The organism is Microcystis sp. 0824, assembly GCF_003112475.1.
Lineage (GTDB): Bacteria > Cyanobacteriota > Cyanobacteriia > Cyanobacteriales > Microcystaceae > Microcystis > Microcystis aeruginosa_C.
Genome location: NZ_BDSM01000003.1, coordinates 131778 through 152378, shown reverse-complemented (window position 1 = coordinate 152378; position 20601 = coordinate 131778). Strand labels below are relative to the sequence as shown.

The 20601-nt window shown below is 44.8% G+C and carries 21 protein-coding genes, 1 tRNA gene and 1 pseudogene; 9 read left to right on the top strand and 14 right to left on the bottom strand.

Annotation, left to right across the window (positions count from 1 at the left end; translation table 11 throughout):
* Positions 1-23: 23 nt before the first annotated feature.
* Together N0824_RS01345 and N0824_RS01340 are read right to left on the bottom strand one after the other, a co-directional pair.
* Positions 24-434 (bottom strand): Hsp20/alpha crystallin family protein, encoded by a 411-nt coding sequence (locus N0824_RS01345; RefSeq protein WP_108935405.1) that lies wholly within the window; start codon positions 432-434, stop codon positions 24-26.
* 337 nt (positions 435-771) lie between these two features.
* On the bottom strand, positions 772-1413 hold the full coding sequence (locus N0824_RS01340; RefSeq protein ID WP_046661155.1) for an L-threonylcarbamoyladenylate synthase: 642 nt from the start codon (positions 1411-1413) through the stop codon (positions 772-774).
* Here N0824_RS01340 and larC point away from each other — a divergent pair.
* Complete coding sequence (gene larC / locus N0824_RS01335; RefSeq protein ID WP_108935404.1) at positions 1390-2640, top strand: nickel pincer cofactor biosynthesis protein LarC; 1251 nt, start codon at positions 1390-1392, stop codon at positions 2638-2640. The genes N0824_RS01340 and larC overlap by 24 nt on opposite strands.
* 40 nt (positions 2641-2680) lie before the next feature.
* Here the strand turns inward: larC and N0824_RS01330 are convergent.
* Together N0824_RS01330 and rpsD are read right to left on the bottom strand one after the other, a co-directional pair.
* A pseudogene (locus tag N0824_RS01330) lies at positions 2681-3133 on the bottom strand (DUF29 domain-containing protein).
* Positions 3134-3347: 214 nt separating this feature from the next.
* Positions 3348-3956 (bottom strand): 30S ribosomal protein S4, encoded by a 609-nt coding sequence (gene rpsD, locus N0824_RS01325; protein ID WP_002737433.1) that lies wholly within the window; start codon positions 3954-3956, stop codon positions 3348-3350.
* Between the two features lie 320 nt (positions 3957-4276).
* Between rpsD and N0824_RS01320 the strand changes: the two genes are divergently transcribed.
* From N0824_RS01320 to N0824_RS01310, 4 genes are all read left to right on the top strand, one after another.
* Complete coding sequence (locus N0824_RS01320) at positions 4277-4777, top strand: bifunctional nuclease family protein (RefSeq protein ID WP_002803501.1); 501 nt, start codon at positions 4277-4279, stop codon at positions 4775-4777.
* A 139-nt stretch (positions 4778-4916) separates the two neighbouring features.
* Entirely contained in the window at positions 4917-5048 is a 132-nt protein-coding gene (locus N0824_RS21525) for a hypothetical protein (RefSeq protein ID WP_255420494.1), read from the top strand.
* Between the two features lie 64 nt (positions 5049-5112).
* Positions 5113-5442 (top strand): hypothetical protein, encoded by a 330-nt coding sequence (locus tag N0824_RS01315; protein ID WP_108935403.1) that lies wholly within the window; start codon positions 5113-5115, stop codon positions 5440-5442.
* 160 nt (positions 5443-5602) lie between these two features.
* The gene (locus tag N0824_RS01310) at positions 5603-5842 is read left to right on the top strand and encodes a hypothetical protein (RefSeq protein ID WP_002757689.1); all 240 of its coding nucleotides are present in this window, start codon (positions 5603-5605) and stop codon (positions 5840-5842) included.
* A gap of 59 nt (positions 5843-5901) precedes the next feature.
* Here the strand turns inward: N0824_RS01310 and N0824_RS01305 are convergent, their stop codons facing one another.
* The 7 genes from N0824_RS01305 to N0824_RS01275 all read right to left on the bottom strand — a co-directional run bounded on the left by N0824_RS01305 (position 5902) and on the right by N0824_RS01275 (position 12970).
* Entirely contained in the window at positions 5902-7311 is a 1410-nt protein-coding gene (locus N0824_RS01305; protein ID WP_108935402.1) for an NAD(P)(+) transhydrogenase (Re/Si-specific) subunit beta, read from the bottom strand.
* Positions 7308-7604 (bottom strand): NAD(P) transhydrogenase subunit alpha, encoded by a 297-nt coding sequence (locus tag N0824_RS01300; protein WP_002733247.1) that lies wholly within the window; start codon positions 7602-7604, stop codon positions 7308-7310. The genes N0824_RS01305 and N0824_RS01300 overlap by 4 nt, the downstream gene beginning before the upstream one ends.
* A gap of 208 nt (positions 7605-7812) precedes the next feature.
* The gene (locus tag N0824_RS01295; RefSeq protein ID WP_108935401.1) at positions 7813-8961 is read right to left on the bottom strand and encodes a Re/Si-specific NAD(P)(+) transhydrogenase subunit alpha; all 1149 of its coding nucleotides are present in this window, start codon (positions 8959-8961) and stop codon (positions 7813-7815) included.
* Between the two features lie 355 nt (positions 8962-9316).
* Positions 9317-10288: a PspA/IM30 family protein gene (locus N0824_RS01290; protein WP_108935400.1), complete on the bottom strand. Its 972-nt coding sequence runs from the start codon at positions 10286-10288 to the stop codon at positions 9317-9319.
* A 106-nt stretch (positions 10289-10394) separates the two neighbouring features.
* On the bottom strand, positions 10395-11168 hold the full coding sequence (locus N0824_RS01285) for a PspA/IM30 family protein (RefSeq protein ID WP_108935399.1): 774 nt from the start codon (positions 11166-11168) through the stop codon (positions 10395-10397).
* A gap of 232 nt (positions 11169-11400) precedes the next feature.
* The gene (locus tag N0824_RS01280) at positions 11401-12057 is read right to left on the bottom strand and encodes a PspA/IM30 family protein (protein ID WP_066029586.1); all 657 of its coding nucleotides are present in this window, start codon (positions 12055-12057) and stop codon (positions 11401-11403) included.
* Between the two features lie 22 nt (positions 12058-12079).
* A complete protein-coding gene (locus N0824_RS01275; protein WP_108935398.1) occupies positions 12080-12970 on the bottom strand; it encodes a hypothetical protein in 891 nt (296 codons plus the stop codon).
* 94 nt (positions 12971-13064) lie between these two features.
* On the opposite strand from N0824_RS01275, the gene N0824_RS01270 reads away from it, so the two are divergent.
* The 3 genes from N0824_RS01270 (at position 13065) to N0824_RS01255 (ending at position 15552) form a co-directional block, all read left to right on the top strand.
* Entirely contained in the window at positions 13065-13613 is a 549-nt protein-coding gene (locus N0824_RS01270) for a DUF721 domain-containing protein (protein ID WP_108935397.1), read from the top strand.
* A 388-nt stretch (positions 13614-14001) separates the two neighbouring features.
* On the top strand, positions 14002-14277 hold the full coding sequence (locus N0824_RS01265) for a hypothetical protein (RefSeq protein WP_108935396.1): 276 nt from the start codon (positions 14002-14004) through the stop codon (positions 14275-14277).
* A gap of 276 nt (positions 14278-14553) precedes the next feature.
* The gene (locus tag N0824_RS01255) at positions 14554-15552 is read left to right on the top strand and encodes a Gfo/Idh/MocA family protein (RefSeq protein WP_108935394.1); all 999 of its coding nucleotides are present in this window, start codon (positions 14554-14556) and stop codon (positions 15550-15552) included.
* Positions 15553-15558: 6 nt separating this feature from the next.
* Here the strand turns inward: N0824_RS01255 and N0824_RS01250 are convergent, their stop codons facing one another.
* Together N0824_RS01250 and lgt are read right to left on the bottom strand one after the other, a co-directional pair.
* Complete coding sequence (locus tag N0824_RS01250) at positions 15559-16509, bottom strand: branched-chain amino acid ABC transporter permease (RefSeq protein WP_108935393.1); 951 nt, start codon at positions 16507-16509, stop codon at positions 15559-15561.
* Positions 16510-16521: 12 nt separating this feature from the next.
* The gene (gene lgt, locus N0824_RS01245; RefSeq protein WP_108935392.1) at positions 16522-17373 is read right to left on the bottom strand and encodes a prolipoprotein diacylglyceryl transferase; all 852 of its coding nucleotides are present in this window, start codon (positions 17371-17373) and stop codon (positions 16522-16524) included.
* Between the two features lie 73 nt (positions 17374-17446).
* On the opposite strand from lgt, the gene N0824_RS01240 reads away from it, so the two are divergent.
* Positions 17447-17529, top strand: a tRNA-Leu gene (locus N0824_RS01240).
* Between the two features lie 111 nt (positions 17530-17640).
* Here N0824_RS01240 and clpB read toward each other — a convergent pair.
* Positions 17641-20259: an ATP-dependent chaperone ClpB gene (gene clpB, locus N0824_RS01235; RefSeq protein WP_108935391.1), complete on the bottom strand. Its 2619-nt coding sequence runs from the start codon at positions 20257-20259 to the stop codon at positions 17641-17643.
* Positions 20260-20601: the final 342 nt, after the last annotated feature.

The following is a 20601-nucleotide window of genomic DNA, read 5'->3' as shown; positions in this document are numbered from 1 at the left end:
AAATTCTCCAGTCTTTTTATCATCTAACCAAGATTAACTTTCACCACTTTATTTTTTTCTGCCACTGCTTTCGGGAGGGTGAGATAAAGAATACCGTTTTGATAGTTAGCGGTAACTTGGCTATTTTGCACCTCCACTGGCAGGGTAATCAAGCGACTAAATTTACCATAATAAAATTCGCTGTTTTCCACCTCGTCAGGGCGTTGACGTTGCCCATTAATAGCCACCATTTGTTTGCTAACCTCTACATCGATATCTTTAATATCCACACCGGGTAATTCGATTTTTAATTCTACGGAATCCTCATTAACAGAGATTTCCACCGGGGGACGAGATACCAATGAAGTTGTCGGTAATACTTCTTGAAAAAGTTGGTCGATTTGACGTTGGACAGAATTAATTTCTAGGAAGGGAGAATAAAGAGTGAAAGCCATAGTAATAATTTCCTTGAGAGGTTTTCTCTGACTGCGATTACCTCTATCTTAAGCAACTAACTTGACTTCCACAAGGCGGTTTTCAGGAAATAAAAAGTCGCAATAACCGATACAGTTATCAGTTATCAGTTATCAGTGGGAAGTTGTGGGGTATGGGAAGTGGGGTGTGGGGTGTGGGGTGTGGGGTGTGGGGTGTGGGGAAGTGGGGAAGTGGGGTGTGGGGTGTGGGAAGAATAAATAAAAATAATCTCCTATCTCCTATCTCCTATCTCCTATCTCCTGTCTCCTATCTCCTATCTCCTGAATACTGACTGCCGACTCCTGCCCCCTGCCTTCGTTATAACCATTGTTGTAATTCCGGCCAACCCAAACCTTGACGCACAATCTCCGGTTGATCGCCGGTAAAATCAACAATTGTTGACACTTCCGAACCGGGAGCCGAACCATCTTCGATAATTAAATCAACTATATGATCGAGGGCATCGAATAACCTAGCGGATTCTAATCCCTTGGTGGGAAAATCTCCCTCCTCATCGGGAAGATGGGCAGAACTAGAGATAATGGGATTTTCTAGGGTTTCGATAATAGTGCGACAGATAACGTGATCGGGAACCCGGATACCGGTAGTTTTCCGCTTCGGATTCATCACCACTTTCGGCACTAATTTAGTCGCCGGTAAGAGAAAAGTGTAGGGACCGGGTATGACTCGTCGCATAATCTTATAGGCATAATCGCTGACCACTGCGTACTCAGAAATATTCGACAAAGAAGAACAGAGAAACGTCAAGGGTTTATCATTAGATAGTTGCTTGATTTGGCGAACTCGTTCGACGGCGGATTTCACATTGAGATCGCAACCGATCGCATAGACGGTATCGGTAGGATAAAGCATAATTGCCCCATTTTTCAGGGCATGACAGATTTCTTGGATAGAACGTTGTTGGGGATTTTCCGGATGGAGAGAGTAAATAGTAGCCATGATAGCAAAATCGTCGCCTATTGGGATTGTCCCACGGGAATCGCCGGGGATATGTGTTTAGGGGCATTAGTAGATTTAGGAGTCCCCCTAGAATACCTGATTGCACAACTAAAAACTTTAGGAATTGAGGAGGAATATCAGTTAAGGGCCGAAAAAGTGCATCGTCGCGGTCAAATTGCTACTAAGGTTCACGTCGATGTCACTGCCGAGAAGTCCGCTGATCATCACCACCATCACCATCATACCCCCGCTCGCCATTTACCGGAGATTGAAAATTTAATTAAACAGGCAAATTTACCCCAGAAAGTCCAAGAATGGAGTTTAGCGGTTTTTCAACAACTTGCGATCGCAGAAGGAGCCGTTCACGGGATCGCGCCGGAAAAGGTGCATTTTCACGAAGTCGGGGCAACCGATGCCATTGTCGATATCGTCGGGACTTGTTTGGGTTTGGACTGGCTATCGGTGAGTGAATTATACTGTTCTTCTCTACCCACCGGCGGCGGTACAGTTCAGGCCGCCCATGGTCGTTTACCGGTTCCCGTGCCAGCAGTAGTACAATTGTTCAGTCAGGGACAAGTACCAATTTATAGTAATGGCATCGAAGCGGAGTTAGTAACACCCACGGGGGCAGCTATTGTGACAACTTTAGCTAAAAGTTTCGGTAAACCGCCGAAAATGCAGTTAGAAAAGGTCGGTTTAGGAGCAGGGACAAAAGATTTACCGATTCCCAATCTTGTCCGGCTTTGGTTAGGGAAAAAAGCACCAGAAAAGCTAGATGAAATCGAAACTGTGGCAGTTTTAGAAACTCAAATTGATGACTTAAATCCGCAAGCGATCGCATACTTAAGTGAGGCTTTATTACAAGCAGGTGTCTTGGATGTATTTAGTCAAGCAATTACTATGAAAAAATCCCGTTTGGGAATACTTTTGACAGTAATTTGTGACTTGGATAAAATTGCTATTTGTGAAAATATGATCTTTCAGGAAACCACAACTTTAGGCATTAGAAGGACAATTCAAGAGCGATCAATCTTAAAAAGAGAGATACAATCGATCGATACTGTCTATGGACAAATTCGGCTAAAAGTTGCCTATAAAGAGTCAATTAATCAACCGATTACCGTACAACCAGAATACGAAGATTGTGCCGCTATTGCCCGTCAGCATCATCTACCTTGGCGATTTGTTCATCAAATGGCCTTAGCTATTTGGCAAGAAAAAAATTAGTCTTGACAGTAGGGCAATTTTATCATAAAACTGCTATTGTTCAAAAGGTACTTTCAGGAAAATAATCCCAATTTAAAACCTGTTCTTGGCTAAAAGGACAATCAACTGGAAAAGTTTCTTTTTGTAAATTAGTTTCATTTACCGTCCCTCGCACTGATTTCTGATAACATTCTGCGAAAATATCTGCTAAATAGGGTTTTAAGCTAGGACTATCCCTGAAAATAAGCTCTAATTGTTCCCTTTGCTCATCAATGGTATTTATCCAGCTATTAGTCCGTTTTTCCAGTTAATATTGCCATTTAAGTAAGTGCATCAAGAGAACTTTTAAACGGCCGAATACCTCCCGTCTATTATTACGTCCCATATCGGATATTTCTTCGATTAAGTTATCTAAATCAAGGGCTTGTAAATTGCCCTTTTTTAAGTGATTTACAGTTTGCTCGAGCCACAAATTAAAATCAGTTTCATAAAGCTGAGATAATTTAGTTTTCATGTTGATGATATCCCATTTAGAAGTGGGTGGTAACAGACCACTCTCTTAACTGTAACTGTTCAGGGGAGTTATCAGTAGGGGGAGCCGGTTGAGGTTCTGCCATTCGTAGTCGGATATTAGCCAGCCCCATGTACAATCAAAAATACTAAATTTAACCAATAAAATAAGGACGCTGCCAATTGCGTCCTCAAGGTATCTGGAAAAGGCTTTTTTCCTAGACTTTCCGAGAGTAGTATTCCACTACTAACAGTTCATTAATCGAGAGGGCAATCCATTCTCTTTCCACAACGCCATTCACTTTGCCCACGAGGGTGTTTTTGTCAAATTCCAAATGACTCGGCAGGTTGGCTAAACCGGGGTATTCCATATTTCTTTTGACTAGATCTTGGGAACGCTCTTGATTTCTAACTCCAATCACATCACCCGGACGGCACTGATAACTGGCAATATCCACAACTCTACCGTTGACGGTGACGTGACCGTGATTGACTAATTGTCGCGCCCCCGGAATTGTCCCGGCCATACCGAGACGGAAAACGGTATTATCCAGACGCATTTCTAAGAGTTGCAGCAGCACTTGACCGGTGGAACCAGTAGCCCGGCGAGCTTTGCGGACATAGCGAACTAATTGTTTTTCGCTGACACCGTAGTTAAAACGCAGTTTTTGTTTTTCTTCTAGACGAATGGCATATTCTGAACGTTTTTTGCGGGCCTGGCCATGTTGCCCTGGTGCATAGGCACGACGGGCATTTTTACGGGTTAGGCCCGGTAATTCCCCTAAACGACGCACAACGCGCAAGCGCGGTCCTCTATAACGAGACATACAGACGGTCTGCTCCTATTTAAATTTATCCCAAAACTATTATCATAGCACAAATTAAGTAATTTAGTGGGGAGTGGGGAAGTTGGGAAGTGGAGCATTTGGCTGAAATTTTCCTAAACCCCTATCACCTGCCTCCTGCCTCCTGCCTCCTATCTCCTGTCTCCTATCTCCTGACGGCAGGTGATGTATTTTTTTCATTAAAGATAAGGCTAATCCCTGCCATCTTAGGGCATACTGTGAGTGTAACGAAGCACTATATTATTCAGGTTGCTTTCCCACTCCTTCCCTAGCTGAATCTCTATCTTGGAGAAGCCATAGTCATGATCGAAATGAAAGTCGCTGGAATTGCCCTAGACGCTATCACTCGCAGTCCCATTGTACTGCTGAAGGATGGTTCCGAGCGTCGCGCCCTACCTATCTACATCGGACAAGATCAGGCTAAGGCTATTATGACCGTCCTCGAACAACAAAAACCCCCTCGTCCTCTCACCCACGATTTGATCGTTAATATTTTTAAAGCTTGGGACATGGATTTAGAAAAGATTATCATCCATTCTCTCCAAGATAATACTTTTTATGCTGTCCTCTGTCTCCAGCGCGGCGAAGTCAAAAAAGAAATCGATTGTCGTCCCAGTGATGCGATCGCTATTGCCCTGCGTACCAACAGTCCTGTCTGGGTAATGGAAGAAGTGATCGCTTCGGCTTCTATTCCTGTCGATCGTGACGCAGATGAAGAGGAACGTCAAGCTTTCCGCAATTTCGTCTCCAATCTTAGCCCCTCAGATCTGATCCAACGTCGCGGTGATTTTAGTGATCAGTGATCTTGAAGCAGTCAGCCGTCGGCTAGATAAAAATGATAATAACAGGGAAATTATTAGGGGTCGAGAATAGAGTCGCCCCCATCCCCTCCTATTCGGAACCGTACATGAGACTTTCTCCTCATACGGCCCTTGGAAAGAAATGATCAAAAAGTTAGATGTCTATGAGAAATACGGAGTCTTGGAATACTATCTTTACGATACCGTTCACAATCATCTTAGGGGTTGGCAAGCGAGGAAGTCTAACCTAAGAAATTATCGAAGTGATGGATAATTGAATTAGTCCTCTTTTATCCCCAGAAGATTGTCAGATTTGTCAACCGGATGGCGAGAGACTTTTGACTTTTGTAGAGTTAGGAAAGAAACTCAAGCAAGTGCAAAAACAGGCAGAAACTGCTGAACAACGAGGGCAAATACTAGAGGCAAAATTGCGAGCCTTGGGGCTAGAATTGATTAAATTAACCTCGATTCTGGAGGGGACAAGACAGCTTTTTTTCCTCAAGCACAAAGAGACAAAGTTATACTACAGCCTGTCTCTCACCATTAAGATAACTGCTATAATGTATTGGCCAACTCTAAGTGGTCGAACAAAATTAAAGTTAACCGTGAGGCAAGGGAATAGACCAGAGGCAATAGTCAAGGCTCTCAGCTTTATCAATGGTTCTTAATACAAACGTATTTGTTGAGAGAGTTTCCGAGCAAATATGGAGTGTAAACTGATTAGGCATCGTCCCTGATTCCTGATGCTGACTGGGGATAACTGCCAGGGGTTCTACTACTTAGAAAAAAATTATCAAGTTTGTATTGATCACTCAAGGAGAAATTTTTATGGAAATATCTCGGCCTAATCAAGCAGAATTAACCGCAGAAGAACAACAGGAACTAGAAAAGTTGCGAGCTATTATTGAACAGGCTAGTGTTGATGGCGTGATCACTCAAGGAGAAAGGGAAAGAATCGCCCTAGCTATGAGGTCTGATGGTAAAGTGACCCTGGAAGAATTAGAGTTAGTCAGAACTTTAATTACCGAAAAAGTGAGCAAAGGGGAATTAGTTCTGGATTATCTTTAAACTCTGGAAAATCGGATAAAAAAAAGACGGGGTGAAAACCCCGTCCTATTTGTTAAGAATTATGACAAATCCTTGACTTGTGATACTAATTGTGCTACCACATCTTGAGCGCTACCAAAGAGCATAAAGGTTTTGGGATTGTAGAATAATTCATTTTCCACCCCGGCAAAACCCGATCGCATACTGCGCTTAATCACGATCGTGTGCTGTGCCTTATCCACGTCGAGAATTGGCATTCCATAAATGGGACTAGCTTTATCGTGACGGGCAGCGGGATTAACCACATCATTCGCCCCAATAATTAACGCCACATCGACGCGCTCAAACTCAGGATTAATATCATCCATATCGTAGAGTTGCGGATAGGGAACATTAGCTTCGGCCAATAATACATTCATATGTCCGGGCATTCTTCCCGCCACGGGGTGAATAGCATATTTAACCTCAACACCATTTTTTTCCAACTGTTCAGCCAATTCTCGCACTGCGTGTTGTGCTTGGGCCACTGCCATGCCGTAACCAGGTACAATCACCACAGAACGCGCATAACCGAGCATCATTGCCCCTTCTTCTGAATCAATAGCATGAACCGATTTATCAAGGCTAGAAGTGGCGCTCGCTTCACCTCCGGCACTAGCACCTGTACCAAATGCCCCAAATAGTACACTAGCCAGCGATCGATTCATGGCTTTACACATGATCTGAGTCAGGATAATCCCCGACGCACCCACCAAAGCACCGGCGATGATCAACATACTATTCATCAGGATAAAACCGACTACGCTGGCGGCAAGTCCCGAAAAAGAGTTTAAGAGGGAGATAACCACGGGCATATCGCCGCCGCCGATGGGAAGCACGAATAAAGCCCCGAAAATTAAGGAAAGTGCCACCAAGGTCAGGAAAACATCGATCGAGGTGGGATCGAAAAAGAGATAGACACTACCCCCTAAAAAGGTGAGTAGCAAGAGAATGTTAAAGGGTTGTTGGAAAGGAAAAGTTACGGGCGCGCCACTGATTAATTCCTGTAATTTGGCAAAAGCGAGGACACTACCGGTAAAAGTGACACCGCCGATCAATACACCCAAAATAGCGATCAGTATCGAGTCAAAGGCAATATTTTCACCACTTTGCAGTAAACGCCAGTATTCGCCGATGGCAATTAAAGCGCTGGCAGCACCGCCTAAACCGTTAAAAATCGCCACCATTTGGGGCATAGCCGTCATCGGGACTTTTTGCGCCGAAACTAGGCCGATAATTGAGCCAATCACCAACGCCACGGCGATTAAACCATAGCTGAGGATTTCTTGATTGATTAAGGTGGCAATAACGGCGATTAGCATCCCGATCGCAGCCAGAAAATTGCCTTGACGGGCGGTAGCGGGGGAAGATAATTGTTTAAGACCGATGATAAATAAAATGGCGGCCAGTAGATAGGATAACTCGATCCCTGTGATAAGGGCATTATTCATGATTTAGCCTCTTTTTTCTTGAACATTTGCAGCATTCGATCGGTAACGACAAAACCACCGACCACGTTAACCATCGCCAAAATAACGGCAATTAACCCTAAAATTACGGTTAATTCGTGCCAATCCGTGCCTCCGGCGATGAGGAGCGCACCAACAACGGCGATACCTGAAATTGCATTCGCTCCCGACATCAGGGGTGTATGGAGAGTGGGAGGGACTTTATTGATTACCTCGAAACCGACAAAGGAAGCGAGGACAAATACCACTAAAGCGGTTAAAAGTTGGGCAGTCATTGGTTAAAGAAATAAGGGATAGGGAAAGTGGGAAGTGGGAAGTGGGGGATTGGGGGGATGGGGAAGTGGGGGATTGGGGAAGTGGGAATTATGAATTATGAATTATGAATTATGAAGTGGGAAGTGGGGAGAACAAAGCTGCCTTCTGACTCCTGACTCCTAACTCCTAACTCCTAACTCCTGACTCCTGCCTCCTGCCTCCTGATAGCTAAAAAGCTGATAACTGTTCACTGAGAGCGGATTTAATGCGTTGGTTGCGGATTTCGCCGGCGTGGGTGACACAGGCACTATCAATGATGTCATCGGCAAAATCGAGGTTTAAACTGCCCTCTTTGCTGACTAGAAGCTGTAGCAGCATTTGCAGGTTTTTGGCGTACATCTGGCTGGCATTGGTGGCCACTGTGGCAGGAAGATTAACGGCTCCGACGATTTTTACCCCATTTTCGATGATTTCTCGTCCCGGTTGGGTGTAGGCGCAATTTCCGCCCTGTTCCGCCGCTAAATCAACGATTACCGACCCCGCTTTCATGGTCGCGATCATTTCTTTGGTGACTAGCAGCGGAGCCTGTTTCCCCGGTACTTGGGCCGTGGTGATCACCACATCAGCCCGCTTAATTGGTTCGGCTAAGGCTTGACAAATGCGCTCCTGTGTGCTAAGAGAAACCTCTTTGGCGTAACCGTTATCGGCGACGGTATCTTCTTCTAGGGGCATTTCAATAAATTTCGCCCCGACACTCTGCACTTCTTCTTTGACTTGCGGACGAATATCAAAAGCCTCCACCACTGCCCCCAAACGGCGGGCGGTAGCGCAAGCTTGCAATCCAGCGACTCCTGCCCCCAATACCAGCACTTTGGCTGGGGCGATCGTACCGGCGGCGGTAGTCATCATCGGGAACATTTTCGGCAGCTCAACGGCGGCGAGGAGTACCGCTTTGTAACCGGCGAGGTTAGCCTGAGAGGAGAGGGCATCCATACTCTGGGCGCGACTACTGCGGGGAATTAATTCCATGCTCAAAGCGGTGATCCCGCGCTCGGCTAATTTGGCAATGCGCCGGGGTTGACGCAGGGGATCGAGAAAGCCGATGAGGATACCACCATTTTTCAGGCGATCGATCTCGCTATCGCTAGGAGGGACGACTTTGAGAATAATATCGGCAGTTTCATAGATATATTCGCTGTTTTCGCTCAGGGCGGCTCCCACGGCACTATAGGCACTATCGGCAAAGTTAGCGCTAATTCCCGCCCCATTTTGGACAATTACCTCAAATCCCGCCTTGACTAAACGGGCGACGGTATCCGGCACTAGCGCCACCCGCGCCTCGCCTTGGTCACTTTCTTTGATTACGCCGATTTTCATGGCTGGGTTTCTCCTTAATGAGTCCTTCTCTTGTCTTATGCTGTTAGGGTAAGGGTTTCGTTAAATGCGATCGATCCCTTGGGATAATTTCGAGTCAAAATTGCTTTTCACTTCCATCCTAGCTATCCTCACCTTTCTGGCTCTTTTTCGGGCTGAATCTTAGGATTATCTTCAGAATTAAAGGGTTTTGAGTGGCATTGTTTGGAAATTTTTTTATAATGATGAGGTACAAAGTTTTTGTTCTGGGAACCGCAGAAACGCTTAACATTAGCCAGTCTTCGGTCTTAGATACCAGATTAAGTTATACTTCATATTGATGAGACGGGCTGTAATACGTCTCGACAATCTCAAAGTTTTACAGTTCTTTTAACTTCGATCGCAATTCCTCTAATTCTGCATCCACTACCGAATCCCTGACGGTAGTTGCTGGGGGTAAATTGCTTTGATTAGAAGTTGTACCCGGTAATGCTCCCCCGGACATTTGTGCTTTTAGCAGTGCTAATTCATCATCCACATCGCTACCCGCTTCTAGCGTGAATTGATGTTCCATGCCGATGTTAACCAATTCACCGTCAACTTGACTACTGGATTCTAACTGGATAAATTTTGCTTCCATGCGCTCAAAAGCTGAACGGTAAATACTATTGTTCCCATTCTCAAAAATAGTTAAGTTTTTTTGTAAAGTATCGACTTGAGTTTTAATTTGTTCGATCTGACTTTTGATGATATTGGCGATATTAATATGATTCTCTTTTTGTCTAAAAGCTTCTCTAACAAGGGAATAATCTACTTCAGATCTAGCTAATTTAGCTCTCCTGTCCCATTTTAAAATTTCCGCTAGTTCTTGATTATATTGTTGTTCTGCTCTTTTTTGTAAAGTGATTATTTCGGCCATGTCTAATCTTGGTAATTTCTTTTCGATTGCCATCCCGTCCAATTCGTCATAAATTTGACTAGGATCTTGCAATTGTCTAACTTTTCCCTCTGGGACTTCAAAAACCGCCTTGTCAATGCTAGTATCTATACTGCCGATACTTTTTTCGTTAATCTTTCTTTCTAAAATCGGCAATTTTTCTTTCAGTTTATCAACTTGGATATTCAGTTTTTCCAGTTGATTTTTAATAATATTTGCGGTATTAATGTGATGTTTTTTCTTTATATTAGCTTCTTGTGCCAGAGACTCATCACCTTTATCTAGGGCGAGTTTAACTCTTTCTTGCCATTTTAAAACTTCAGCTTGTGCTTGGTTGTACTGTTGTTCGGCTCTTTTTTGTAAGGCAATTACTTCGATAATTGAGGAACGTAAATTAGATAAATCATCCCGCATAATAGTGATGGTTAATTATGACTAGCAATTAATATTCCCTATCTCAACAACAAAATTAATAAATAGAGACGTACCGTAGATAGTACGTCTCGACGCTCTCAAAGTTTTACAGTTCTTTCAACTTCGATCGCAATTCCTCTAATTCTGCATCCACTGCCGAATCCCTGACGGTGGTTGCTTGGGGTAAAGTGGGTTGACTAGAAGCTGTACCGGGTAATGCTCCCCCGGACATTTGTGCTTTCAGCATTGCCAATTCATCCTCCACATCGCTACCCGATTCTAGGGCATCGAATTGACGGTCTATGTCGCTACCAGTGATTTCACCGATCGCTTGACTACTGGCTTCTAACTGCATAACTTTTTCTTCCATGCGCTCAAAAGCGGACATGGAACTACTGGTATCGATACTGCCGAGGGTTTTTTGGATTTCTTCGTTAGCTTTTGCGGCTCTGGAGCGAGCTACTAACATATTTTTCTTGGTTTTTGCCTCAGAAATCTTACTTTCGAGCGCAATCAAGTTTTTTCTCAGACTTTCTACCTGTACCGTTTGCTGATCCAGTTGATTTTTGAGAATGGCGGCGGTTTCCGTGAAATCTTTCTTGCGTTTAAGAGCTTCCCTGGCGAGATTTTCATCCCCTTTAGAAAGGGCTAATTTGGCTCTTTGTTCCCATTTATTGGCTTCTGACTGGTCTTTACTGTATTTTTGTTCCGTTTGTCGCTGTTCAGCGATCGCTCTAGCAACCGCTTGACGTACCTGTACTAGATCCTCTTGCATATCACTGACAGCTTGTTCCAGCATTTTTTCTGGATCTTCAGCCTTGCTCACCATATCATTGAGGTTAGCTCGGACAACTCGGCTAAGGCGATCGAATAAACCCATGACGCTCTTGTTCCTCTCGGTGTGTACTAAATCAGTTAACTGTTCTTAAAATTTCCCATCTTGCCTAACGGCTTATTATCCAATATAAACCACGGGAGCTAGGATAGGCGATAGGAGTTAGGAGTCAAGAGTCAGGAGACAGACTTCGGCGTGAGCTTTTGTCGAACGCTTTTTTCTCCCCACACCCTACACCCCACTTCATAATTCATAATTCATAATTTATAATTCCCTATCACCCATCCAAGTTTTCTTGTTTTAACTTGAGTAATTCGGCTTCAATTTGTTTTTGTCCCTCCAAATCTTGGAATTGTCGCTCTAAGGGGTCTTTATACTGGATTAAATCGGCTTGGGATTCGGCTTCTAGGACTTTTGCTTCTAATTTCTCGAAAATAGTCCCCATCTGACTGCTGTTCAAACTGCCCATAATTTCTTGAGCTTTTTGACTGGCGCTCGCTGATCGCAATCTGGCCACATAAAGGCTTTTCTGTGCTTTCATCTCAGCATATTTGCGTTCAATTGTCAAGAGTTCTTTCTTTAATTTTTGTATAATAGCCGTCTGTTGTTGCAGGGAGGTTTGTAGGGGGGCGATCTGACTTTGATAGGTTTGCCATTGGCTGAGAGCTTGGCGGGCAAGTTCCTCGTTACCGTGATGTAGGGCTAATTGGGCGCGTTCGTGCCAAGTTTGGGCTGCTTTTTCCTGTTGTTGTCGTTGGCGCTCGGTACGTTTCTGGGTAGCGACGGCCGCCGCCAGGGCTTGTCGCATTTGGATCAATTCCCCTTCCATCTCCAAGATCGCCTTTTCCAGCAGTTTTTCTGGATCTTGGTTTTCCTGAATCAGACTATTGACTTGGGCGCGAATTGCTTGGCCCATGCGATCTAACAAACCCATTGCCGTCCTCCCGATACCAACCCTAATAGTTTACCGAAGTGCCGCTCCTATCAATAATGATAGAACTAGGGACGGGGGACTGGGAGGGATTGACTGTTTCTGAAGGTGGCGGACTACTGGGAGAAGGGGCCACTTGTAATTCTGGCGGTAACTGTTTCATTAACTCCGCCGCATCCTGTGGGTTTTGATTGGCCAAGCGACGGGCTTTTTCCCGTTGAAAAAAGGGTAAATTAGCGGGTGATTCTTCTCTTTGGCGCAATTCCTCTAACATTCGTTCGTTAATGACCGCCGGAGAGGGGACGGGGGTGACTTGGGGCGGTGGTGGCGGTGGTGCGGAAACTAGGGAAGATACGGGCGGGGTAGCGGGGGCCGGGGGGGCGACGGGTAAAGATTGCTCGATCTTACTGACGGGTAATTGATGGGCCGGCATCAGGGACGGTGGCGGATTCGGGGGTAAGAGGGCGTTAGTCAGATTGACAGCGGTGGGGGGACTCTGAACCACTGGTGGGGCGGGAATGTTAGCGATCGGACTGGTTTTAAGGGGAGAAGCGGGAATATTAGCGATCGGACTGGGTTGAGGAGTTTTCTGTACTGGACGAGCGATCGCTATCAATCGATCGAGGTGGCGGGAGTTATTTTGGTGCTGCTCGCGGGGGGAATTCTCAGCTTTCCTCGGGGTAGCGGTGGTGTTGGTTAACCATTGATTGAGAGAGAGGAGACTATTAGCAATTAAAAAGATCGCCATTGCCCCGATACCCCAAGGGGTAAAAAAGATATCTTTAGCCGGGGGATAGACGTTAATGACAGCAGCTTCTAGGTATTCTGGTTTCTGAGCGGGATCGAGGGCTGAACTGGGCTGATGGACGATCGAGAGAGGTAAATCTTGGGAGGATGGGGGTCGATCGGATTTCATGGCAGATGACTAGGGCGGGGGTATTAAAGGTTATGCTGAAAAGTTGGCGGGTTTTTTCGTCCTAGTCTAACGTGGTACTCTCTAGATTTTCCAGATGTCTTTACATTCTCTTGACAAAATTTTGGCGGCTATTACTCAACAGGGGGGTTGGGAAGAATATCGCCACTATGATCAAGTGCTGCAATTATGGCCAAAAATTATTAATCCCCGTCTGCTCGAGCAAACCCGGCCTTTTTCCCTCAATCGTGGGGTTTTATCGGTGGCTACCAGTAGCGCCGCTTTAGCACAGGAATTGTCTTTACAACGCTATAGCTTATTAAAACGGCTTAATAGTCAGTTAGAGACTCCCCTGAGCGATATCCGCTTTTCTGCTGCCCGTTGGCAGCAAGATAGTCAGTTAATTCCTCTAGAAGCGATCGCGCCTAATTCCCTAAGAGATCATCCTAGTTATGTCACCCCGGAAAAACCGCCGGAAAATCCCCAGCAACCGGACAGTTTAGAGAGTTGGAGCCAGAAAATAGTTCACCGGACCCGATCTTGGCCGATTTGTCCTCGTTGTCAGTCTCCCACTCCCTCAGGAGAGCTTGAGCGTTGGCAATGTTGTGCTTTTTGTTTTGCCCAGTCGGGCGGTGTAAAAGATTAAATTTTTTTATAGTCTTGTGGAAAGAGTGGTTTTGAGTCGGGAATCAATTGGCCTATCTTTTCTGTCTTAATTGAACCTGTATTCATCAATTCTATCGAGCTAAGGCTTGATCCCCGTTCTGTTATCGCCGATACTAGACCCAATAACCTCGGACACAACTGAGTTAAACTCTTCAGTTTTGAGACAGTGCTGCTTTTTGCAAAGTAACTATTAAAAGATTCTAAAAACAAAATTTTTTGGGGGGATCACTAAAAACTATATGGCATAACAGTTCTAGCTATGGTAGTCAGGAAAATACCCTTGGCACGGGGTAGGACAATATTACACAGAGCAAAAAGAGAGTCATCCCTTGAGTTCCCTATAATGATCTTCCTTTTAAAGCCAACCCATGCAAACCGCAAACTTTCTTACTTCTTCCTGTCGATACTGCCGATACTATCAAACCCAAGGTCGGCGCGGTGGCACTTGTCAACAACTAGATGTTCCCGTCGAAGCTCATTGGAAAGCCTGCGCTCTAGCGATGCCTCCTTTTAGCACTGAATGGCAACAACTCAATCGGGTGGTTAGTTTAGAACAGTCTCTAGAATTAACCTGTACGGTGTCGCCAACTCCCGTAGTGGTTTCCCCTAGTCGTCATGCTCCCCGACAACCGATCTCGGTTTAGAAGATCTGGGGCCTAAACAGGATCAAAAAATTGGCGTTGCCCATTAAAAATATGAATTCACCCCTCCACATCTTTTGGGGCGCTATTTTTGAGATAATAGATGAGTTAATTGCCAAAATAAAGCTAGGAAAGGCGAGGGGCAGGAGTCAGGAGATGATTCTCCCCATCTCCCTGCGCAAGGCACACGAAGTGGGTCTCCCCACTCCCATCTCTCCAATTCATAATTTATAATTCATAATTCATAATTCCCACTTCCCGATAATTAAGGTCGCCAGAATGCCCCTGATGACTTCTCATCGTCCCCTAAAAATTGGTATAGTTGGCACAGGGTTCGCCGCTCAACGTCGCGCTGAAAGCTTGCAAGCCGATGATCGCGCCCAGCTTCTGTATGTTAGCGGTAATAGTCCCGAATCGATCGCTAATTTCTCGCAAAAATACCAAATTGCTGCCCTAGATTCGGCACTAAGCCTGGCCAGCCATCCCGATCTCGATCTGATTGTCATTGCCAACGTTAATCAGGCCCATGCCTCGATCGCCCGTACTGCCCTAAAATCCGGTAAGCACGTTATCGTCGAGTATCCTCTTGCTTTTCACCCGGCAGCGGCGGCAGAATTAATCACCCTAGCCGAAACCGAGAACAAATTACTGCACGTCGAACATATTGAACTTTTGGGGGGACTGCATCAAACCCAACAGCAGTATTTAGCCAGCCTCGGCAATATCCACCTAGCCCGTTATACCACGATCGCCCCCGGCAGACCAGCACCCCGGCGCTGGACATTTCATCGGGATTTATTCGGGTTTCCTTTGATTGCGGCCCTTTCTCGTATCCATCGCTTTACTAATTTATTTGGGGAAGTGGAGTCCGTATCCTGTCATTGTCGTTATTGGGATAGACCGGAATCCGATTATTTTCTGGCCTGTTTGTGTGAGGCGCAGTTATTATTTAAAAATGGCTTAATTGCTGAAGTTACCTACGGTAAAGGCGAAGTTTTTTGGCAAAATGAGCGAACTTTCACTATTCATGGCGAGGGGGGCAGCTTAATTTTTGAAGGGGAAAAAGGGCAGTTAATTAATAGTGAAGGTAGCCAAGCTTTAGAAGTGGAAACCCGTCGCGGTCTTTTTGCCAAAGATACCGCCATCGTGCTAGATTATCTCTTCGATCGGTCTCCTCTCTATGTTACTCCTCAAGCCAGTCTTTATGCCCTAGAAGTGGCCTATGCTGCCTATCAATCTTCTTTGTCGGGAAAAACAGTTTTTCTCCGGGCCAATTAAACCGACTTAGACTTTTTCAATTAACTTTCTACCTAGTAAACCCTGGGGACGAACTAACAACATAATAAAGAGAATAGCAAAAGCGATCGCTTCTCGATAACCGGAATATTCTGCGGGAACAAAAGCTTCGGCAATACCCAATAATAAACCACCGATGACCGCTCCGGGGATACTTCCCAATCCCCCTAAAACGATCACTCCTAAACCTTTTAATCCGAAAGCAATGCCGAAATAGGGACCGGCGATACTAACACTAGAACCGACTAAAGTTCCTGCTAAACCTGCCAAGGCACCACTGATAAAAAAGGTAATCACGATAAACTTTTCGGGATTGATCCCCAACAAACTGGCCGTGGTGACATCTTCAGCTACCGCTTGTAAAGCTTTGCCCATTTTGGTAAAATTAACCCAATAAGTTAGTAAAGCTACCATAACTGCTGAAACCAGAAAAATAATAATCTGAATTGTGCGAATTGCCACGGGACGATCAGCTGTACCGAAATTAATTGCGGGGGGAAGATTGCCATAAATATCATCGGGAAAAGTATAAATTTCCGCCCCGACTAAGTATTGAATGACATTGACAATCACCACGGCTGCCCCTAGGCTAGAAACCAGAGTTAAGAGAGAATCGGAACCCCTTACCCGGAGGGGTTTAAAGGCCAATCTTTCCAGAAGAACAGAGGTAAAACCTGAAAGGATACAGCCTAGGAAGAGTGCTAAAAAAAAGGGTAAGGAAAAGGGTAATTTGGCATTAGCTAATAAACCATTAAACCCGAAAACTCCCCCCGCTAGAGCATAGGTAAAATAGGCACCGAGGGTAAAAATTGCGCCATGGGCAAAATTGATAATACCTAGAATGGAAAAAATCAAAGTGTAACCAAGGGCAAAAATAGCATAGACACTACCGATCGATAAACCGTTTAAAACCTGTTGAAAAATCGTTACTAGATCCATTGTCAGGGTTAGCTAGGGTAACTTTTGATTATAACCGACAGTCGCCACCACATCTGGTAAAGGACGCTGGAGTTTATATAACCAGAATAAACCGAAAATACCGACAGCGATCGCTCCTAAACTAATTATTTGCGCCATTTTCAGAGGACCAAACATTAAACTATCGGTGCGTAGTCCCTCGATCCAGAATCTACCTAGACTGTAGGCGATAAAATAGACTAGGGTAAGGGTGCCAATTTTTAATTTACTAGGGTGTTTTAAACCCCAGAAAAATAGATAGATGAGTAGGGCAAAAACTGCCAGATTCCAGAGAGATTCGTAGAGAAAGGTGGGGTGAAAATAATCGACGGTGATATATTTTAAAGGACGACTAGCCGGAGGAATAAACAACTTCCAAGGTAAATTAGTCGGACTGCCAAAAGCTTCCGAATTAAAAAAGTTCCCCCAACGTCCGATCGCTTGACCGAGAATAACTGAAGGTGCGACTAGATCGAGTAATTGCCAAAGAGAAACCCGATTAATGCGAGCAAAGATTAGGGCTGCCAGCAAACCCCCGATAATTGCCCCGTGAATAGCGATACCTCCCTTCCAAATGGCGATAATATCGGCAGGATTTCGCGCATATTCTTGCCACTGAAAGAGAACATAGTACAGACGGGCTGCAGGTATGGCCCCCACTACTAACCAAATGGCCAAATCAGCGATTAAATCGGGATTGATCGCTCTTTTTTGGGCGAGGTACTGGGAGAGGGTGACACCCAATAATACCGCCATAGCAATCAGAAATCCATACCAGCGCACCGAAATCGGTCCGATCTCCCAGAGGACGGGGCCAGGAGACTGAAAGACAAAACCTAAGAGCATAAAATTATTAAGAATAAAAAATTTTATCTTTCCTATAGTATCTTATGCTATGATGGAATACGATGACATGTTTGCGGATGTGGCGGAATTGGTAGACGCGCTAGATTTAGGTTCTAGTATCTTTTCGATGTGTGGGTTCGAGTCCCTCCATCCGCATTAACCTTCGGGTCTTTGACGTGGTGCAAACAGTGTTGCAGTCATAGATTCAAGCAAAAATACCCTGCTTCCATAATAATCAAAGGGTGAGCATTGCCCACCCTTACTTAATTAAGCAGTTACTACCGGGGAAGCTAACCGTTTAAAGGTCAATCTTTCATCGGCCACATCGACAAAAATCGTGTCTCCCCCTTTAAATTCGCCGCGCAGAATTGCCTTAGCGATCGGAGTTTCCACATATCTTTGTACTGCCCGTTTTAGGGGTCGCGCACCGTACACTGGATCATAACCAATTTCTGCTAGATAATCGAGGGCAATATCGGCAAATTTCAGGGCTAATTTTTGTTCGATCAAGCGATCGCTGAGATTGCCTATTTGTAGTTTGACAATTGAGCGCAGTTGAGCTTTTTGTAAACTATGGAAAATGATCGTTTCATCGATACGATTGAGGAATTCGGGACGGAAACTATTCCGCATGGCTTCCATCACCCGCGCCTGCATTTCCTCATAACGAGACTCATCACCGGCCACGTCTAAAATGTATTGAGAACCGATATTACTGGTCATAATAATGATGGTATTTTTGAAATCAACCAGATGACCTTGAGAGTCGGTTAAGCGCCCATCGTCAAGGATTTGTAACATAACGTTAAAAACGTCGGGATGGGCTTTTTCAATCTCATCAAAGAGGATGACAGAGTAGGGACGACGCCGGATTGCCTCGGTTAATTGTCCCCCTTCATCGTAGCCGACGTATCCTGGAGGCGCACCCATGAGACGGGAAACGCTGTGTTTTTCCATGTATTCCGACATATCGATGCGAACTAGAGCCTCTTCCGTGTCAAAGAGATTGCGTGCTAAAGCTTTCGCCAATTCTGTCTTACCAACACCCGTCGGACCGAGGAAAATAAAGCTGGCCGTGGGACGGTTGGGATCCGATAAACCAGCGCGGGAACGTTGAATCGCTTCGGCCACGGCTGTGACCGCTTCCTCTTGACCGATGACACTTTCGTGTAATTCCTCTTCCAGATTGAGGAGTTTTTCTTTTTCCGATTCGATTAATTTATTGAGAGGAATTCCCGTCCATTTCGAGATAATTTCGGCGATATCCGATTCGAGAACTTCTTCCCTTAATAAACTTTTACCGGTGGTTTGTTTGTCGGCCAATTGGGTTTCTAGGGCGGACATTTGCCGCTGCAGATCGGTTAATTTTCCGAACTTTAATTCGGCGGCGCGATTATAATCATAATCTCGTTCAGCCTGTTGAATTTCTAGATTAACTTGTTCGATCGCTTCTTTAACCCCACGAACTTTATCGATAATCTCTTTTTCCCCTTGCCATTGGGCATTTAATCCCGATTGTTCTTCCTTGAGGTTAGCCAGTTCTTTTTCTAACTTTTCTAACCGTTCTCGCGAAGCTGGATCGTATTCCCGTTGTAGGGAAAGTTTTTCCATTTCTAACTGGAGAATTTTGCGATCAATTTCATCGAGTTCTTCTGGTTTAGAGGTGATTTCCATCTTCAATTTAGCCGCCGCTTCATCAACTAAATCGATGGCCTTATCGGGCAAAAAGCGATCACTAATATAACGATTAGAAAGCAGCGCCGCTGCCACTAAAGCATTATCGGCAATTTTTACCCCATGATGCACCTCATAACGTTCTTTGAGACCGCGAAGAATCGAAATAGTATCGACCACATTTGGTTCATCTACTAAAACCTCTTGGAAGCGTCTTTCTAACGCCGCATCTTTTTCGATATATTTGCGGTACTCATCGAGGGTAGTGGCCCCAATACAACGTAATTCACCCCGGGCTAACATCGGTTTTAATAAATTGCCCGCATCCATTGCCCCTTGAGTGGCTCCCGCACCGACAACGGTGTGAATTTCGTCAATAAACATGATGATATTGCCTTGGGAATCGGTGACTTCCTTGAGGACAGCTTTTAATCTTTCCTCAAATTCCCCGCGATATTTTGCTCCCGCAATTAAGCCACCTAAATCGAGAGAAATGAGAGTCCGATCTAACAGAGATTCTGGCACATCACGGTTAATAATCCTCTGGGCTAATCCTTCGACAATGGCCGTTTTTCCTACTCCCGGTTCCCCGATTAAAACCGGGTTATTTTTAGTTCTGCGAGAGAGAATCTGAATGGTGCGACGGATTTCGTCATCCCGTCCAATTACTGGGTCTAATTTACCTTCCCGTGCCAATTGGGTGAGATCCCGTCCGTATTTTTCTAGGGCCTCGTATTTGCCTTCTGGATTCTGATCGGTCACTTTTTGACTACCTCTGACTTGTTGAATAATTTCTTTGAGTTTGTTTTCGGTAAGTCCGAATTCTTGAAAAATATTTTTACCGAAGCGATCATCTTTAGCGTAACCTAAAATCAAATGCTCGATCGAGATAAAGTCATCTCCAAATTCTCGGCGATAATTTTCTGCTCGATCGAGTAAACTATCTAAACTACGACCTAAATAAATCGAGTCGCCGGGGTTAGAGATTTTCGGTTGACGACGGATAAAATCATCGGTTCGATCCCGCAAACGGGCTAGACTAATATTAGCTTTACTAAAGACACTGCCCGCTAATCCCTCCTGTTCCAGTAGGGCTTTCATTAGATGTTCGCTTTCGATTTGTTGCTGGCTGTTCTGTTTGGCAATGTCCGGCGTTTTGACGATTGCCTCCCAAGCTTTTTCTGTAAATTGTTGTGGATTGGTTGGCTGCATTTTCTATAAGAGATTACTTTTATACCCTTGAGACTATTCTAGATTGACCGGTTTGTTGGCTTCTAGGGGCTTACCGTACCTAGTTAAGGGGGATTTCCCCTCAATGGTGCGATTTAAGCCGCTAAAGTTGATCAGCTGTAATGGATTTAAACTGCTTCTGGGAAATTTTAGTACAAATGTTCAATCTCTCAACCAAGCTAAAATCTTAAGTAGCTGGTTATAATTAAATTAAAAATGAATTTTAGGTTCGATCCCCCCTGCCCCCCTTGATAAGGGGGGTGTCTGATAATTTTTAACGCCTACCTACTTAATTATTAAAGATGTTCACTGTTGACTGATTAC

Bases quoted from the DNA above. Each gene is read 5' to 3' on its own strand.
- N0824_RS01290 (WP_108935400.1), bottom strand. From the start codon at position 10,288: ATGCGGGATGATTTATCTAATTTACGTTCCTCAATTATCGAAGTAATT.
- N0824_RS01310 (WP_002757689.1), top strand. From the start codon at position 5,603: ATGGAAATATCTCGGCCTAATCAAGCAGAATTAACCGCAGAAGAACAA.
- lgt (WP_108935392.1), bottom strand. From the start codon at position 17,373: ATGCTCTTAGGTTTTGTCTTTCAGTCTCCTGGCCCCGTCCTCTGGGAG.
- N0824_RS01340 (WP_046661155.1), bottom strand. From the start codon at position 1,413: ATGGCTACTATTTACTCTCTCCATCCGGAAAATCCCCAACAACGTTCT.
- N0824_RS01270 (WP_108935397.1), top strand. From the start codon at position 13,065: ATGTCTTTACATTCTCTTGACAAAATTTTGGCGGCTATTACTCAACAG.
- N0824_RS01345 (WP_108935405.1), bottom strand. From the start codon at position 434: ATGGCTTTCACTCTTTATTCTCCCTTCCTAGAAATTAATTCTGTCCAA.
- N0824_RS01255 (WP_108935394.1), top strand. From the start codon at position 14,554: ATGCCCCTGATGACTTCTCATCGTCCCCTAAAAATTGGTATAGTTGGC.
- N0824_RS01265 (WP_108935396.1), top strand. From the start codon at position 14,002: ATGCAAACCGCAAACTTTCTTACTTCTTCCTGTCGATACTGCCGATAC.
- N0824_RS01250 (WP_108935393.1), bottom strand. From the start codon at position 16,509: ATGGATCTAGTAACGATTTTTCAACAGGTTTTAAACGGTTTATCGATC.
- clpB (WP_108935391.1), bottom strand. From the start codon at position 20,259: ATGCAGCCAACCAATCCACAACAATTTACAGAAAAAGCTTGGGAGGCA.
- N0824_RS01275 (WP_108935398.1), bottom strand. From the start codon at position 12,970: ATGAAATCCGATCGACCCCCATCCTCCCAAGATTTACCTCTCTCGATC.
- N0824_RS01280 (WP_066029586.1), bottom strand. From the start codon at position 12,057: ATGGGTTTGTTAGATCGCATGGGCCAAGCAATTCGCGCCCAAGTCAAT.
- rpsD (WP_002737433.1), bottom strand. From the start codon at position 3,956: ATGTCTCGTTATAGAGGACCGCGCTTGCGCGTTGTGCGTCGTTTAGGG.
- N0824_RS01285 (WP_108935399.1), bottom strand. From the start codon at position 11,168: ATGGGTTTATTCGATCGCCTTAGCCGAGTTGTCCGAGCTAACCTCAAT.
- N0824_RS01295 (WP_108935401.1), bottom strand. From the start codon at position 8,961: ATGAAAATCGGCGTAATCAAAGAAAGTGACCAAGGCGAGGCGCGGGTG.
- N0824_RS21525 (WP_255420494.1), top strand. From the start codon at position 4,917: ATGATCAAAAAGTTAGATGTCTATGAGAAATACGGAGTCTTGGAATAC.
- N0824_RS01305 (WP_108935402.1), bottom strand. From the start codon at position 7,311: ATGAATAATGCCCTTATCACAGGGATCGAGTTATCCTATCTACTGGCC.
- N0824_RS01300 (WP_002733247.1), bottom strand. From the start codon at position 7,604: ATGACTGCCCAACTTTTAACCGCTTTAGTGGTATTTGTCCTCGCTTCC.
- larC (WP_108935404.1), top strand. From the start codon at position 1,390: ATGGAGAGAGTAAATAGTAGCCATGATAGCAAAATCGTCGCCTATTGG.
- N0824_RS01320 (WP_002803501.1), top strand. From the start codon at position 4,277: ATGATCGAAATGAAAGTCGCTGGAATTGCCCTAGACGCTATCACTCGC.